General features: G+C 39.0%; 14 protein-coding genes. 3 read left to right on the plus strand and 11 right to left on the minus strand.

The window, feature by feature from the left end:
• Nucleotides 1–105: 105 nt before the first annotated feature.
• Nucleotides 106–1,158, minus strand: coding sequence for an LLM class flavin-dependent oxidoreductase (locus ACI6MV_RS20025; RefSeq protein WP_407272096.1), 1,053 nt, complete (start codon nt 1,156–1,158; stop codon nt 106–108).
• A gap of 143 nt (nt 1,159–1,301) precedes the next feature.
• Between ACI6MV_RS20025 and ACI6MV_RS20030 the strand changes: the two genes are divergently transcribed.
• A complete protein-coding gene (locus tag ACI6MV_RS20030) occupies nt 1,302–1,541 on the plus strand; it encodes a Parvovirus coat protein VP1-like protein (RefSeq protein ID WP_407272097.1) in 240 nt (79 codons plus the stop codon).
• A 93-nt stretch (nt 1,542–1,634) separates the two neighbouring features.
• On the opposite strand, the gene ACI6MV_RS20035 is transcribed toward ACI6MV_RS20030, so the two are convergent.
• On the minus strand, nt 1,635–1,880 hold the full coding sequence (locus tag ACI6MV_RS20035) for a YuzF family protein (RefSeq protein ID WP_407272098.1): 246 nt from the start codon (nt 1,878–1,880) through the stop codon (nt 1,635–1,637).
• A gap of 83 nt (nt 1,881–1,963) precedes the next feature.
• Nucleotides 1,964–3,139, minus strand: a complete 1,176-nt coding sequence (locus ACI6MV_RS20040; protein ID WP_407272099.1) for an MFS transporter — start codon at nt 3,137–3,139, stop codon at nt 1,964–1,966.
• Nucleotides 3,140–3,337: 198 nt separating this feature from the next.
• On the opposite strand from ACI6MV_RS20040, the gene ACI6MV_RS20045 reads away from it, so the two are divergent.
• Nucleotides 3,338–5,248, plus strand: a complete 1,911-nt coding sequence (locus ACI6MV_RS20045; RefSeq protein ID WP_407272100.1) for a PTS mannitol transporter subunit IICBA — start codon at nt 3,338–3,340, stop codon at nt 5,246–5,248.
• Between the two features lie 264 nt (nt 5,249–5,512).
• Nucleotides 5,513–6,655: a mannitol-1-phosphate 5-dehydrogenase gene (locus ACI6MV_RS20050; protein WP_407272101.1), complete on the plus strand. Its 1,143-nt coding sequence runs from the start codon at nt 5,513–5,515 to the stop codon at nt 6,653–6,655.
• Between the two features lie 86 nt (nt 6,656–6,741).
• On the opposite strand, the gene ACI6MV_RS20055 is transcribed toward ACI6MV_RS20050, so the two are convergent.
• The 8 genes from ACI6MV_RS20055 to ACI6MV_RS20090 all read right to left on the minus strand — a co-directional run bounded on the left by ACI6MV_RS20055 (nt 6,742) and on the right by ACI6MV_RS20090 (nt 16,028).
• Complete coding sequence (locus tag ACI6MV_RS20055; RefSeq protein WP_407272102.1) at nt 6,742–8,076, minus strand: hypothetical protein; 1,335 nt, start codon at nt 8,074–8,076, stop codon at nt 6,742–6,744.
• Nucleotides 8,060–8,587, minus strand: coding sequence for an RNA polymerase sigma factor (locus ACI6MV_RS20060; RefSeq protein ID WP_407272103.1), 528 nt, complete (start codon nt 8,585–8,587; stop codon nt 8,060–8,062). Before ACI6MV_RS20060 ends, ACI6MV_RS20055 begins: the two co-directional genes overlap by 17 nt.
• A gap of 451 nt (nt 8,588–9,038) precedes the next feature.
• Nucleotides 9,039–10,997, minus strand: coding sequence for a GTP-binding protein (locus ACI6MV_RS20065; protein ID WP_407272104.1), 1,959 nt, complete (start codon nt 10,995–10,997; stop codon nt 9,039–9,041).
• A 286-nt stretch (nt 10,998–11,283) separates the two neighbouring features.
• Nucleotides 11,284–11,463 carry a hypothetical protein gene (locus ACI6MV_RS20070; protein WP_407272105.1) on the minus strand — a complete coding sequence of 60 codons (180 nt, stop codon included), beginning with the start codon at nt 11,461–11,463 and terminating at the stop codon, nt 11,284–11,286.
• Between the two features lie 802 nt (nt 11,464–12,265).
• Entirely contained in the window at nt 12,266–12,436 is a 171-nt protein-coding gene (locus ACI6MV_RS20075) for a hypothetical protein (protein ID WP_407272106.1), read from the minus strand.
• Between the two features lie 147 nt (nt 12,437–12,583).
• The gene (locus ACI6MV_RS20080) at nt 12,584–13,318 is read right to left on the minus strand and encodes a toast rack family protein (RefSeq protein WP_407272107.1); all 735 of its coding nucleotides are present in this window, start codon (nt 13,316–13,318) and stop codon (nt 12,584–12,586) included.
• A 191-nt stretch (nt 13,319–13,509) separates the two neighbouring features.
• Nucleotides 13,510–15,108, minus strand: coding sequence for an ABC transporter permease (locus ACI6MV_RS20085; protein WP_407272108.1), 1,599 nt, complete (start codon nt 15,106–15,108; stop codon nt 13,510–13,512).
• On the minus strand, nt 15,108–16,028 hold the full coding sequence (locus ACI6MV_RS20090; protein WP_407272109.1) for an ABC transporter ATP-binding protein: 921 nt from the start codon (nt 16,026–16,028) through the stop codon (nt 15,108–15,110). Before ACI6MV_RS20090 ends, ACI6MV_RS20085 begins: the two co-directional genes overlap by 1 nt.
• Nucleotides 16,029–16,145: the final 117 nt, after the last annotated feature.

The raw sequence follows: 16,145 nt of genomic DNA on the forward strand, positions 1-16,145 counted from the left end.
ATAAACTGTTGCTTTTTATAACTGTCACTTCAGCAGTACTTTCACTCTTTCAAATCTGTCATCTGCATAATTTCCAAAGGTTCTATAGAACTATCTACAATCGCCCTACTTGTTCTCTGACTCCCACTTAGCGATTTCCTCGCGAACTTTTGGTGCTACCTTTGTTCCTAGTAGTTCAATCGCCTTCATCACATCTTCATGTGGCATTGAGCCTACTGGTACGTGTAGCATAAACCGTTGGACACCAACATGCTTACGTAAATGTATAATTTTTTCCGCAACCGTGTCAGCGTCTCCAACATATAATGCACCTTCAAAACTACGTGCTGTATCGAAGCTTTCCTTCGTATAAGGTCCCCATCCACGTTCCCGTCCTAGCTTATTCATCACTTGTTGGGTTGGTGCGAAGAATTTCTCTGCCGCTTCTTCTGTCGTATCGGCAACAAATCCGTGAGAATGGGAAGCAACAGTTAACTTCGAGATATCATGGCCTGCATGATCTACTGCCCGCTTATATAGCTGCACAAGTGGCTCAAACTGCATAGGACTGCCACCAATAATCGCTAGTACGAGCGGAAGCCCAAGCAGTCCTGCTCGCACCACCGACTCTTGATTACCACCACTACCAATCCATACTGGCAACGGATCCTGCACTGGACGTGGATATACTCCCATATTATTGATAGCTGGGCGATGCTTGCCCTGCCACGACACTTTTTCTGAAGCAATTATTTTTAACAACAAATCAAGCTTTTCTTCAAACAATTCATTATAGTCATTTAGATCATAGCCAAACAGCGGAAAGGACTCGATAAACGAACCACGCCCGGCCATTATTTCTGCACGTCCATTGGAAATGGCATCAACCGTCGAAAAATCTTGAAACACTCGTACCGGATCATCTGAAGAAAGAACAGTAACCGCACTAGTCAAGCGAATCCGCTTCGTTTGGGATGCAGCCGCAGCGAGTATAACTGCTGGAGCAGAAGCAGCAAAATCCTCACGATGGTGCTCACCTACGCCAAACACATCGAGACCGACTTTGTCTGCTAAAACAATTTCCTCAACAACCTCTCGAATACGTTGCGCATGGCTTACTACCTTCCCCGTCTTAGGATCTGGTGTTGTTTCTACAAATGTACTTATTCCTATTTCCACAATGATTTCCTCCTACATTATGCTTGTCTACCTTAACTATAGCATTTTTCATATGCGTGGTGAAAAATACTGTCTCCTGCGGGCATCCCCCCACGCAATTCCTTCAAGATGACATATCATAGCAATAAAGGAGTGTGATTTCTGTGCCTTGTATTTCTGGTTATCGCTATTGTGGACCAGGATGTAGCGGCCCTGGTGCTCCAACAAATCAACTTGATGCAATTTGCAGGGAGCATGACATATGCTACAAAAGAACACGCAATCATCAACAATGTGACCAAGTTTATTTAAGGAATCTAGAGCCCTATCTTAACTATCGTGGCAAGTTAGGTAGAGACGCTAGATTAATGTATCGCGCTATTCGATTGAAAACGATGTTCTAAGTTTACTAACCAAAAGTATTTTGCTTCCTAGCAAGAGATTATTATAGAACAAAAAATAAAAAGGAAGAGATTTACTCTCTTCCCCCTACTTTTTTAATCCGGCATAATCGTAACAATTTGTTGGATTCGAATAAAAAACGTTGAATCCCCAGCCAGCAGTACGATGTGATCGGGTTTTACATCCATTAACTTTCCACGAATCGAATCCTTCGTTGTTTCTATGAGTAACATTTTACCAAGTACAGACTGCAATGTATTAATTACATAAGGATCAACCATCGTATAATATTGCGTCTGCATAGGCTCCATCATTCCATAATTGTTATATTCACGATACATTTAATTCCCTCCCCTTGATTATTCTTTTTACCTTATGACAATAACCTAGAGTTGGTTTGGGCGATTGCTCCGCTTTAGTTAAATTACACACCAGTTGGCACTAGTTTACGCACACCAGAAATAAGAATAAACAGAAACATAAACACCGACAATCCAGCAAGCACAATCGAGACGACACTTGTTGAGAAATGATCCATAATACCACCAGTCAACAAAGGTAAAAATATCCCTCCTAATCCACCTGATGCGATCAGAATACTTGTGTTACGCTCGGTACTGCCCGGAAGCATTTGATTAGCATAGACGAGAGCGATACCAAAAATGCCCGCCATCATAAGTCCAATTAGAATAATCAGTAGATAGCCCATCCACAAACTCGTAATAAAGCCTAAGCTAGCAATAAATACCACTGTACCGAAACAACACACGAGTAGATAGCGTACATAATTCATCCGTTCCGCTAAATAACCAGCGCCTAAGCGACCTGCTACCATCGCTCCCCAATAAATGGTAACTGCTAACGTTGCTGCGAAGGTTTCCGTACCTAATTTATTGACGAGGATCGACGGTAAGAAGTTCATAACGCTGACTTCGGTGCCAACATAAATAAGAAAAAATAAGATGAAACCGATAAATAAGTAACGATTTTTACCAAAAATCGGATTTTCATCATCATGATTTTCTGGTATATCCTTCGATTTACCCATCAGATTTTCGAACGAGCCAAACGACACCTTCATCCATATACCGCATATGACAAGCGCATATAAGCCTAAGACAAGGAAGGAAAAACGCCATAAATCAGTAGCTGCTAACCATCCTGAAATTATTGGCATAACCAGCGAGCCAATGCCAAAAAAAACTTCCAAACGACTAAATGCAACCGCTTGTTTCTCTTTAATACCATCAATAATTAACGAACCGACTAGTGGCTCGATTATTCCGAATCCTAGCCCACAAATAACCGCGATAGCCAACCACCATGCCCATGGTACCAATAATACGAATGCAATTTGAGTAATTGAAATCGTAAATGTGGCGGAAACCAATGCACGTCTACGCCCTATGTATTTTGCTAAATAAGATGAAGAGATCACGCCAGTAAGAAAACCTATTGATTGACAGGCGACTAGCATGCCCCCATCTGTGTAGCTTCGATCATAATAATCTAGAATTTCAGTTAATAGTGAACCAATAATAATGTGTGTTAATCCAATTAATAAATAAGTAATGCAACCAATCCAAAGTAAGCGCTTCAAAATAATCCCCCTATGTATAAAAGCAATCGCATCTATAGCTTACAATAGCTAAGCCCAGTTTTGCGAGCATAAACTGCTTTCACAATTCAAAATCGCGAACATTTTATCTTGGAATAATGGTTAATAAGTAGGAAAAGATACAATCATGAACATTTTTATAAAGTTTAGACTTTTTATTAAACGAAAGGATGAGATAGGATGGCACCATCAACAATTAAAGTTAGAGTACAAAAGTTCGGTACTTTCTTAAGCTCGATGGTATTACCGAACATTGGTGCTTTCATTGCTTGGGGGTTAATTACAGCTTTATTTATTCCAACAGGATTTTTTCCTAATGAAGAACTAGTAAAGTTAGTCGATCCGATGGTAACATACTTATTACCATTATTAATCGGTTATACCGGTGGTAAATTAATTCATGAACAACGGGGTGGTGTTGTCGGTGCTATTGCGACAATGGGTGTGATTATTGGTGCACCTGGCACACCGATGTTCTTAGGCGCAATGATTATCGGACCACTAGCCGCCTACGTTATTAAGAAATTCGACCAGCTTATCGAGGGAAAAGTTAGAGCAGGCTTTGAAATGCTCGTTAACAATTTTTCCGCTGGCATTCTTGGCGGTGCTCTTGCCATAGGAGCCTTCCTAGGTATTGGTCCAGCTGTTAGTGCATTCACAGATGTACTTGTTACAGGAGTTGATTGGCTAATTGAAACAGGATTATTGCCACTTACGAGTCTTCTTATTGAACCTGCTAAGATCTTATTTTTAAATAATGCAATTAATCATGGCGTGCTGTCGCCAATCGGATTAGAACAAGTTCAAAATGCTGGAAAGTCAGTCCTGTTTTTGTTAGAAGCAAATCCTGGACCTGGTCTTGGTGTCTTACTAGCTTTTACATTGTTTGGAAAAGGAAATGCAAAGCAATCTGCTCCCGGTGCTGCAATTATCCAGTTTATAGGTGGGATCCATGAGATTTATTTCCCTTACGTATTAATGCGCCCGATGTTATTTTTCGCTGTAATCTTAGGTGGCATGAGCGGAGTTTTCACATTAGTGTTGCTCGGTGGTGGTTTATCTGCGCCTGCTTCGCCAGGGAGTATTTTAGCCATAACTGCTGTCACACCTAACGACGCCAGTGTATATTTTGCTAACTTTGCTGGTGTAATCGTTGCAGCGGTTGTCTCTTTTGTTATATCGGCATTTGTACTGAAAACTAGTAAGCAAGGAAATGAAGATATAGAGGAAGCTGCAAGAAAGATGCAAGAAATGAAAGGTAAGAAAAGCAGTGTTGCAACATCGTTGACTGCTAATCAAGGTGCTTTCCCATCCAATGTAAGCAAGGTCGTATTTGCTTGTGATGCAGGTATGGGGTCCAGTGCGATGGGTGCATCATTGCTTCGAAAAAAAGTAAAAGCAGCAAATTTAAATGTATCGGTCACCAATACAGCAATTAATGATCTACCTAATGATGCACAGGTTGTTATTACACAAGAAGAATTAACACCTCGAGCAAAAAATAAGTTGCCGGACGCATATCATATTTCGGTTGATAATTTCTTATCAAGTCCCGAATACGATAAGCTTGTTGATAGTATTGAAAATGGTGTCAGTGAAGAGCTAACAGAGGTCGTTGAGGAATCTCAGGCAGAAGCAACCGGAGTTGACCATGAGCACGACGATGATGATCTATTATTAGAAGAAAATATTTTCCTAAACCAAGCATTCTCTTCTAAAGAGGAAGCAATTCGGTTTGCTGGTGAAGTGTTAGTAAAAGCGGGCTACGTGGAAGAAAGCTACGTCGATGCGATGATTGAACGTGATAATATAACGTCCACGTACATGGGCAATCATGTTGCCATTCCACATGGTACTGAAGCCGCGAAACAGGCTGTCAAACGTTCAGGTTTCACGGTCATCCAAGTACCAAAAGGCGTTGATTTTGGGTCAGGATCAGCCAAATTAATATTCGGAATCGCAGGTAAAGATGGAACGCATTTAGATATTCTTTCTGGCATTGCTATAGTTTGTTCAGAAGAAGCGAACGTAGAGCAGATGGTACAAGCAAAAACCGCTAAAGAATTATTGGAGATTATTAACAGTAAATAATATTAAATAGAACATATCTGAGTCAATTTCATAATTACCTTATACAGATAGCTAAAAGTGCGTGTTCAAAAAGGTGCCGAATTAGCAGCAAGCAGAACGAGGCGGCGTAGTTTCGAGTAGCGGAACGTATGCTTTTAATACGTGAGCAACGGAAAAACAAGCCAACGAAGAGATGCGCCGCTGATCATTTGGTGACTTTTTGAACAACCTCTAAAAGTAAGTAGTAGGAAATTGACTCATCTGTTTAAAAAAGGAATGATACATTTGAAACAAACCGTCCACTTTGGTGCAGGGAATATTGGTAGAGGATTTATAGGTGCATTATTTTCTCAATCCTCGTATCATGTCACTTTTGTTGATATTGCAGAAAAGATCATCAACCAATTAAATGAGCAAAAAAGTTATAAAGTCAAACTTGCTACGGATGAGAAACAGGAAACGACTATTCATAATGTTTCAGGTCTGAATAATATGACACAGGAACTTGAAGTGATAGATACCATTACTAACGCAACGTTCCTAACGACTGCAATAGGACCGACAATTTTGCCGAGAATTGCTCCGCTAATCGCGCGGGGGTTGACGGAGCGTGTTTACCAAAACGAGCAGAAGTTATATGTGATTGCATGTGAAAATCAAATTGGAGCAACCGATATATTAAAAAAGAATATTTTAGAAAATCTAGATGAAGATACAAAAGAGAGATTAGACGGGAGGGTCTATTTCTTCAATTCAGCAGTTGACCGTATTGTCCCGATTCAAGAAAATAAAGAGTCACTAGATGTATTGGTGGAGCCCTACTATGAATGGGTTGTTGAAGCAACCGAGCATATGCCTCCGATTGAAGGAATGACGATCGTCGATAATTTGGCGCCGTTTATTGAACGGAAATTATTTACTGTTAATACCGGGCATGCCGTTATCGCTTATCTCGGTTACCTAGAAGGAAAATCAACCATTGATCAAACATTAGCCGATGATAAAGTCGCTGCTCAAGTACTGGCAACATTAAAAGAAACTGGTGATTACTTGATCAAACACTATCAATTGGATCGAGAGCAGCATTTAACTTATATTCAAAAAATTATCGAGCGTTTCAAAAACCCTTATTTGAACGATGGCGTCACAAGAGTGGCACGTGCACCTTTACGCAAACTAGGTCCTGAAGATCGATTGATCCGTCCAGCAACAGAAGCAGAGAAAGCAGGCTTATCTTTCTCTAATTTAGCAAAAGCGATTGCTGCCGCATTATTGTTTGATTATTCTGAGGATGAAGAAGCTGTCAAACTTCAAGCAATGATCAAAGAAAAAAGTGTAACAGGTGTGTTAAATGAAGTAAGTGGATTAGAGGAAGATAGTGCAATTACCCAAGAAGTTATCAAGCACTATCAGCTATTAAAAGAATAAGCAATGACAGGCACTACACACAGTGCCTGTCATTGCTATGTTTGGTTGAAAAGATTATCTTATCCTTCTGTTATGCGCAGCATCTTTTAATAGGACTGTTCAACTATTTCTCCATCTTCAGACAGCCAATAAACAGTTGCTTGATCGATGTTAGCGTTATTTGATACGATATACCATAGTCGTTCCCTTTCCGCGTACTCGACTATGTTACCGGTTAGTTCCTTATCATCAACCACAACACGCACTTCAGCAATTGCTTCATCAAGCACTTTTCCTTTAAGGAGATGTACATATTCTGTTGCCCCACGCAGTTCTAGTCCAGAATAACCAGTTTCATATTTCTGTTCACTGGCAATTTGACTTGCTCCTCCACCATTACTATGCCAACCAAGTAACGTTTTCTTCACAATCGTACTTCCCAAAAACACTTCCGTTCCCCCACCCCATTCATAAAAGACAAGCGCTTCTTTACTATTTAGCATTTCGATGTGGACCACATCAGTCATGGGTGAACTTAACGTTTCTAAAGCTTCTTGTTCTATTTCTCGTTGATCATCAGTTAATAACATCTTTGTAAAATGTCCAAGCGTTGCAATTGTTATAATTGCAAAAACCAACAATACTTTTGTTTGAGTTGTTTTCCCTAATCGAAGTGCAATAAATAGTAGTCCTACAATAAAGAGGATAGGTATCATTGTACGAGCAAATCCACCAATGTTTCCAGGTTCTTCATATTTAGTTATTACTCTATTCTGTAAATCGATAGTATGAAAGACCCTTCCTGGCACCTTATCTCTTCCAGGCTCTAAAGGTATCGTGTAGCTTTGATACATGAGTTGATACTGCTCAGATCGATACTGATTCGGTACGAAAAATTCTATTTCTACCTTTTCACCTGTTTTTATTTCATCAAAAGAGCCTTCTCGTTCTTTTGTTTTTAATAGCAACGAACTTTTGTCAACGTACTTATCTTCAGGTTGATAAGACCAGCTTGACCTGTCCTCATCAGTGAAAACTTGATTGTCTAGATTTTTGATAAATATCTCATTTGCTATAAAATCGTATTCACTTTTATTTTCAATTTGCAGGACGACTGTTGCTCCATCTTTCCCCTCTTTTATACTGATAAGGTCAAAAGAAAAGCCATCTGCACTAGCATTTCCCGTCCATGTAGAAGACGCATGCTGATCATTGTTATCCAATCCTTGTATAAACGGAACAAGCAGGATAAATATGAACAAACAAGCTGTAATCAGTGACCCATAATAAACAAAAGGAGTACGTTTATGACTGCGCTTATCGTCTTGTTGATCGATGCTGCTTAGAATCGATTGTTTTAACTTTAAGCGATCATTTTGATTCCAATAACTTTTTTCATCGATTGACTGCAGCGTTTTGTTTAGCTCACGTTGTTTCTTCATAACTAAATCCCTCCTGTTCCAATTGTTTTCGTAACATTGGTAAAGCTCTGTGTAAGGTGATTTTCACTTTATTTTCCGACCATCCTAAAATAGCAGACGTATCTTTAATGCTAAATTCTTTTATTCTTCTTAAAATAATAACCTCACGAAATGCAGGCTTCAGCTTGCCCAACGCCTGATACACTTCTCTTACATCTTCTTCTACGGATAATTTATCTTCTGGTAATTGTGTAAGATCTTCTTTATTTTGCAGAAAACTCTCCATCATACGTAATGGTTTATTTTTTCGCAAATAATCAATCGTTACATTATGTGCAATTCGAAACAGCCACGTTTTTGCTTCTGCATTTCGCTCAAATGTGTCGTAGTTGTTATATGCCCTAATAAATGTTTCTTGTGTTAGATCCTGCGCTTGTTGATAATCGCGTGTCATCATACAAACATATTTAAATACTGCATCACTGTAGTCTTCATACCACGTTTCAATTTCTATCTTTCTATACGCATCCAAAACTGACCCTCCCCCAACCAATCAAAAAATCTATATTCAGACGAATGCTAACCTATAAAAGTTACAGTTTATTAAATTTTTAACTATCCTTAATCAATTTCATAATACATATTCTTAGCTATTTGCATCCACATATAGTCGAATTAAAACGTCTCCGAACTATATGTGAATGCAAATAGCTGTGTATGGTAATTATGAAATTGACTCATCCTGTTTTAATTAATCACATAATGATGGGATAAGAAGAGGAGTTGGTGATCGAGATCGCCTTATATTAGGAGGAATTAATTATGGTATTATCATTTATTTAGCAGTAAAATTGACAGTTTAAAAGACCAAACATAGTTTGGTCTTCTTTTTATTTGTCCTAATAATCCAGCAAATTCCAGAATAAGAACGGTATTGCTAAAAGAGTCTATGTATCACATTGCAGCCATCCCAAAAAAACTTCTCATGAAAGGCAATGCATTGCATTTTCCGCCTCATCCCAAGGCACCTTATACCCTTGACCTTTTGCACAAAAAATTGAAGTAGAAGTATACTCCGGGTCGGCATCTTTGTTATAGCCAATCTGTTCGATGACTTCTTTCTGATTATGGCACAAATCATAGCCAGCAAAAATGAGGCGTAACATTCCTTTTCCTTGTGTAACAGAAGCGAATGTTGTGCTGTAATGCATGAATGTTGCAACAGGAACTTTTCCTGTGATTACTGCTTTGTCGTCTGTCATTTCTGGTGGTGAAAAAGTACCATACGCCTGTTGTATATCGGAAAGCACTTTACCTATCACATCGATATCGACCTTGATTTTAAAGTTATAAAAAGGCTCTAGCAAGACATTTGTTGCTTTTTCTAAGCCTTGTCTAAGTGCGCGATAGGTTGCCTCTCTAAAATCCCCTCCAGATGTGTGCTTGTTATGGGCCCTGCCCGTTAACAATGTTACTTTTACATCCGTAAGTGCTGCACCAGTGAGCAGTCCGTGATGATCTCGTTCAAACAAATGATGGCGAATTAGATTTTGATTACCAACCATCAAATCGTTGGCATGACATATATTACTAAAGTGAATACCACTGTTCCTCTCAGCCGGCTCTATTAGCAAGTGCACTTCTGCATAATGCTTTAACGGCTCAAAATGCCCATATCCTTTTATTGGTGCCATGATCGTTTCTTTATAAACAATTTTCGGATCACCAAATGTCACATCAAACCGGAATCGCTCTTTTACAATTTGTTGTAAAACTTCCAACTGAATAACACCCATCACATGTATATGTATCTCTTGCAACTGTTCATCCCAACGAACAAGTAACGATGGATCTTCGGCATCTAGTATTTGAAAGGATTTTAATACGTCCTTTAGATGGATGGCAGAAGCATCATAAATAACTTTTGATTTTAGCGTTGGGACCATTGTAAATGTCGCTTTTTCCTTTAAGGATCCAATCCCATCACCAATTACCGCTTGTGATAACCCTAGTACTGCGAAAAGCTGCCCCGCTTCTACCTGTTCAACCGGTTTAAATTTTTGTCCATTATAGATGCGAATTTGTGTAACTTTTTCTGAAGGATTGCCCTCTTCCTTACCATATGCTAATTGATCACGAACACTCATGCTTCCTTGTAATGCCTTGATAAAAGTAACTCGATTTCCGTTTTCGTCATAACGTACTTTGTATACCCTTCCAGCAAAATCGGCTACCTTATTGTAAGTTGTTTTTGTCAACAAATCGAATGCTTCAAGAAATTGTTCCACTCCTTGATCTTGAAGAGCAGAACCTGTGAAGCACGGAAAGAAACTACCTTTCGTAACCATCTGTTTTAAAGTTTTCATCCACAGTTGTTGATCAAAACCCGTGTCCATATAATGCTCCAACAGCATGTCATCTCGTTCTGCAATAGCTTCAATTAGATCCTCTTTCATTTCACCTTTGTTAAAAGAGGTTGTAAAATCATACACGTCTGTCGCTAGATTTTCCTTAATTTCACTGAGCACCTGTTTGACATTCGCACCATCGCGATCTGTTTTGTTAATAAAGAAAAACGTGGGCACATGATGCTTTTGCAATAGCCGCCACACTGTTTCGGTATGACCTTCGACTCCTTCTACAGCGCTAATAATCAAGATGGCATAATCCATAACTTGAACTGCCCGCTCCATTTCTGGAGAAAAATCAACATGTCCAGGTGTATCTATCAAATAATAGGTAGATTCGTTATACTCAATTATTGCTTGATCGGCAAATACGGTAATACCTCTTGCCTTTTCTATGTCATGACTGTCCAAGAAAGCATCCTTGTGATCGACACGCCCTCTTTGTTTAATGCTATTTGTACGATAAAGGATTTGCTCAGAGAAAGTTGTTTTTCCTGCATCAACATGTGCCAGCACCCCAATGGTTTTGTACATATACATCACCTCAATAGATGGAAATATTCCATACGAAAACAATTGTACACGTTTGCACAATTGTTTTTAGTATAAGGGATGCTAGGCTGAAAGGAAACCCTGATATGAATTGAGAATTATAATAGGCTATACTTATTATCGGAAATTGGTGTTTTGGTGAGGGGTGTTATTGCAAATCTCATCTGAGAACAATATTGGAGCATACCGAGCATGAAACAGAATTTCAAAGTCGCACGAACTACATACTCTTTCTTACATCTTCTCTTATAGATTCAATTACTTCTTCTTATAAACATGCCGGAAAAGATGTATGATTCTCGAAAACCCATGCATTGATGAGCTCTAAGTCTGCTTTGCTAAACGAGATACTATAGAGTTTGTCTTCACGAGTAAAATCTGCCGTCACGGTTTCCTCTCTTTGAAACCCATCATCAATAATCATGTTAGTTATTTCATAAGCCTTCATAATGAACTCTCCTCATCAAATAGTTATTCATTTGAGTCAATTTCAGACTTACCTTACACAGCTATCTACATAGATGTAGATACCTGAAAATCAGTATTATGAAATTGACTAATTTACCTTATAATTCACCTTCATCAAATGATTATTCGTAAAACACCATTTTCAATCTGTCTGAATAATCACATCCATTGCCTCACATACTATAAAAAATTATATGCGAGGTGAGTGTAATGGGAGTTTTCAATGCTATATCCACTTGGGCAAATGACAGATATGAAAAGCGTATTTCAAACATGAAAGAGCAGGGTAAATGTCCGGAGTGCAACGGAACTGGGATCGGTGTGACATACGAACATACCTATTCATGCATTGGATGCAGTGGTACAGGTTCATTTGAAGATTGGATGAGATGAAGACAACTTTTTTACATGCACAGCGTTACCAACAAATCCTCGATCAAACACTTGATCGGGGATTGTTTATTTCCTCCCTTTCTATTCCTCTACACTGATCACCTTAGAGTTAATCAACAAAAGTCCATCCTGATTGCAGCAGTAAACTTTAGAGAATTCTGTATGGAGGGTTCATGAGCTATTGCACATTGCCCAAATCGTTCGTGCTATTGCTGAGCGATATAGGTTGACGCAGGGACTTGGATAGCCAATTTGAGAATCTTGAACAAATCATGAGGATATGTCCTCATGATACATCGCCCACGAAAGCAATATACGTCCGTCTATTCTAATAAGTAAGAACCCACCGATAATCGGAGGGTTCTCTGTCAAGTCTATGCCAACATTTTTTATGAGATACTCTCATTCTTCGCCTTATCCCAATCGGAAAAATAATACAACGCATGGCGCATTAATTCCGGGTGTGATTTCTTAATTCGCTTTTTACTCAAATTCTCATCGGCTTTGTTTAATCTTCTAATACCTTCAACTACTTCTTCCACGCTCATATCTAGTTCCATATCGTAAAACCTCCTTGGGTAAATTTACTATTATAGTCACCATTAGATTTTTATTTATTCTAATTTATTTAAGAATTTTCAAAAAATAAATATAAAAAGTGCAGCACGCTCTCAAACAAAGAACGCGCTACACAAAAATGTATCTATTTAATTTTTTACCTCAAATTTAGATTCCCCAATACCAATATCCGCGTCAAGTGTAATGATAACCTCTGCTGTTTCATAAGCTTCATTAAAATAGATCCCGTCACCTTGGGAAATCAATCCTGTGAATTCAGAAGTTCCAATCCCCTTACTCGAGACAACCTTAACGCCGACATCTTTTGGAAGAACGACTGTTGTTTCTCCTATACCAGTATTAAACGTCACATCGAAGCTCTGCTTCCAGTCCCCGCTCAAATCTACCTTGACATCACCAACACCAGCATCAATCGCTAAATCAGATAAATGTAAACCTCGTAAATCTAAATTAGTGTCAGATGCTCCAGCGTTCACTTCTAATGCAATCGGAACATCATTAGTTAACCCGAGGTTCCAGCCATTCTTGCTATCACCAATGGATATGTCAACGTCTAAATTTCGATCTTGATCAATCGCGACCTTACCCGTATCTCCGTCCAAATTATAAGTTACTTCTGGTTCGAATTTCTTTTTATTATATTCAATAATTCCCGTTACCCATTGCTCTGATCCACCTGCGACATTCATTTCACCTACACCAAGGTCTAACTTAACTTCAAGTTTTTTTGCTTCATCTTTTTCTACATTAATTTCATAGCTCTTTGTATCTCCTGAAAATGCGTTAAGTGGATTTAAACCACATCCTGCCAATATCACCAAACCAAATCCTGCTATAGCCCCAAGTAGTAATTGTTTTTTCATATATATCCTCCAGCTCTTTTCATTATGTTTTAATCATAACGAAAGGACTCATTTCCAAAAACAGGCTGTAGGAATAAATTAGTCTAGATCTCTAGACGTATATCTCTCTAGAGATTTCCCAACCAAACAAAAAAACAGGCACTAGCTATGCACATACCGTAGTCTGCATAAAAGTGCCTGATACCCTTTTACTAAGCTATATCTCGTCTATTATAGCCAATCAAACCTAGTACCATAAGCACGACTGCTAAAACGATCAACACGATTACTGGAAGTACATCAAACTGTTCAATCGGTATTTGCGGAACATAACCAAATGGCGTCAATTTTCCGATCCAATCTGGAAATTGGAACAAGCCCCCTAAATAAAGCACAATAAACGAATATAAAAGATACATCCAAATGATACTTGTAAGCCTAGGTAAGAACCCTATTAGACAGACGGCAATCCCAATTAAAACAAGTACGGCGGGTAAATAAATCATCGCTGCTCCATAAATTGAGCCAAATTCCATGCCACCCTCAACTACCGCAGTGCCGGCAGACCATAACCCAATCGCTGTTAGCGACACCATCACGAATCCATTTACGATCGCAATAACTAAATAACTGCCCATTAAACGTGTACGTGATACTGCTCTTCCCAACAAGTGATCAATCCGTCCTTTTTTCTCTTCTCCATATAATTTGTTGATCGCCATTAATGGTGGGATAGTTGCAAGTAACACCATAACAATCATTAACATTGGAATAAACTGTTCAATGATTGTATATCCTTCCTGCTGAGCCAGCATCTGTTCCATCATTTCGTTACCTTCAAAAAAAGAATCCAAATCTCCTAAAACTGACCCGTATGAAATACCCAAAACTAACATCCCAATTGCCCAGGAAATAATACCTGTGCGCTGCAATCGTAGGGCGAGCCCAATCGGCGTTTGTAAAAATCGAGAAGCGTATTTTTTCCCTGGTTTTGAAGGTAAGAAACCTTGTCCTAAATCCCGAATGGCGTTCAAGTAATTAGCAACTGCATATAAAATGATAGCTAACCCAATCATCGAAAGAACTGGCCACCAGTGGTTATCTGAATATACCTCCGCTTGCGGTATCCATCCCAATGGTGATAGCATTGACAGTGTTTGATTGCTTACATCACCAATCGCACGAATTAGGTATGTGATTAACAGTACAGCAATTGATAAACCAACTGCTCCACGAGAACTTTCTGATAGTTGGGCAAAAAGAGCTGCCACACCAGCAAAAACCAAACCTGTTGCGCCCAAAATAGCTCCATACAACAGGGAACCTTCTAAATTTAAACTCTCTAACCCGAGTGCATACAATCCATAACCACTGATTAATGCTAATACCAAATTCGTACCACTAATTACAACCAAGGTTGCATTTAAATTAGACAAGCGTCCAGTTGGAAGTGCTCGGATCATTTCAATTCGACCATCCTCCTCTTCCGTTCTCGTATGGCGAATAACTAACAGGATACTCATCAGACCAACAACAGCAGCAGTCATTAACAGCATTTGGTGCGCCGTCATCACACCTAACGTATAGTTATCTAAATCACCCGGTCCAACCATCGCTGTCATTGCTGGATTTTGCATCGTTTCAGCTAAACCCTCTCGTTGTTCATCTGTCCCGTACAGATCAGAAAAAGATGCAGGCACGACTAATGTAAAGAAAATCAAACCAATTAACCAAATCGGAATTCGAATTCGATCTTGGCGAATAATTAACCGTGATAACGGACCAATTTTGGCCACAGTATTTCCATCCATTAGTTGTCACCCCCAGCTCCTGTATGCGCGCCACGTTCCTCTTGCACTTCATAATGACGCATAAATAAATCCTCCAAAGTCGGTGGCGCACTTTCCAACTTCACTATTCCAAATTGACTAATATGGCTGATAACACGATCCATCTGTTCTGTATCTACTTGAAAAGACAATCCCTGTTTCTTATTTTCTAAATCGTGAACCCCTTGTAGCTGTTCCAAACCAGTAATTGTCTGCTTTGCTTCCACTAGCAGTTGCGTACGTGTCAAATGGCGCAACTCATTTAATGAACCCGTCTCAATTACTTTCCCTTGTCGGATAATACTAACTCTGTCACAGAGCTTTTCAACCTCAGACAAAATATGACTAGAAAGTAAAACACTCTTGCCTTGATTTTTCAATTCGATAACAGATTCTTGAAATACACTTTCCATCAATGGATCGAGCCCTGATGTTGGTTCATCTAAAATATACAAATCAGCATCCGATGAAAATGCAGCAATTAGTGCGACCTTTTGCCGGTTCCCTTTTGAATACGCTCGACATTTTTTCGTTGGATCTAAATCGAATTTTTTAATAAGTTCCTCACGCTTACTTTTATTATTTGAACCTCGTAATTTGACGAACAGATCAATCACTTCTCCACCAGTTAAGTTCGGCCACAAGTTCACATCTCCTGGTACATAGGCGATTCGTTTATGAATCTCCACCGCATCACTCCATGCGTCCTTACCAAATATAGTTACATCACCCGACGTTGCTTTTAAAATCCCTAATAACACGCGAATGGTTGTCGATTTACCAGCACCGTTGGGACCGATAAAACCTAACACTTCCCCTTTTTTCACTTCAAGATTTACCCCATCTAACGCAGTAAACTTACCAAACTTTTTTGTTAGGTTCTTTGTCTGTACAATCGTCATTTATATCCTCCTCTTCCTAGGAAAAAATAAAATTATGAAATATTTCACCTTATACAGTTCATAATAAATAACTAACAAATCATTTGCAATACATTTTTGAAATATATCAATTGTTAT

It is taken from the genome of Radiobacillus sp. PE A8.2 (assembly GCF_045635475.1).
Classification (GTDB): domain Bacteria; phylum Bacillota; class Bacilli; order Bacillales; family Amphibacillaceae; genus JBJGXI01.

Coding starts and splice junctions, on each gene's coding strand:
- ACI6MV_RS20045 (WP_407272100.1), top strand. CDS start 3,338: ATGGCACCATCAACAATTAAAGTTAGAGTACAAAAGTTCGGTACTTTC.
- ACI6MV_RS20070 (WP_407272105.1), bottom strand. CDS start 11,463: ATGAAGGCTTATGAAATAACTAACATGATTATTGATGATGGGTTTCAA.
- ACI6MV_RS20035 (WP_407272098.1), bottom strand. CDS start 1,880: ATGTATCGTGAATATAACAATTATGGAATGATGGAGCCTATGCAGACG.
- ACI6MV_RS20085 (WP_407272108.1), bottom strand. CDS start 15,108: ATGGATGGAAATACTGTGGCCAAAATTGGTCCGTTATCACGGTTAATT.
- ACI6MV_RS20075 (WP_407272106.1), bottom strand. CDS start 12,436: ATGGAACTAGATATGAGCGTGGAAGAAGTAGTTGAAGGTATTAGAAGA.
- ACI6MV_RS20090 (WP_407272109.1), bottom strand. CDS start 16,028: ATGACGATTGTACAGACAAAGAACCTAACAAAAAAGTTTGGTAAGTTT.
- ACI6MV_RS20065 (WP_407272104.1), bottom strand. CDS start 10,997: ATGTACAAAACCATTGGGGTGCTGGCACATGTTGATGCAGGAAAAACA.
- ACI6MV_RS20055 (WP_407272102.1), bottom strand. CDS start 8,076: ATGAAGAAACAACGTGAGCTAAACAAAACGCTGCAGTCAATCGATGAA.
- ACI6MV_RS20080 (WP_407272107.1), bottom strand. CDS start 13,318: ATGAAAAAACAATTACTACTTGGGGCTATAGCAGGATTTGGTTTGGTG.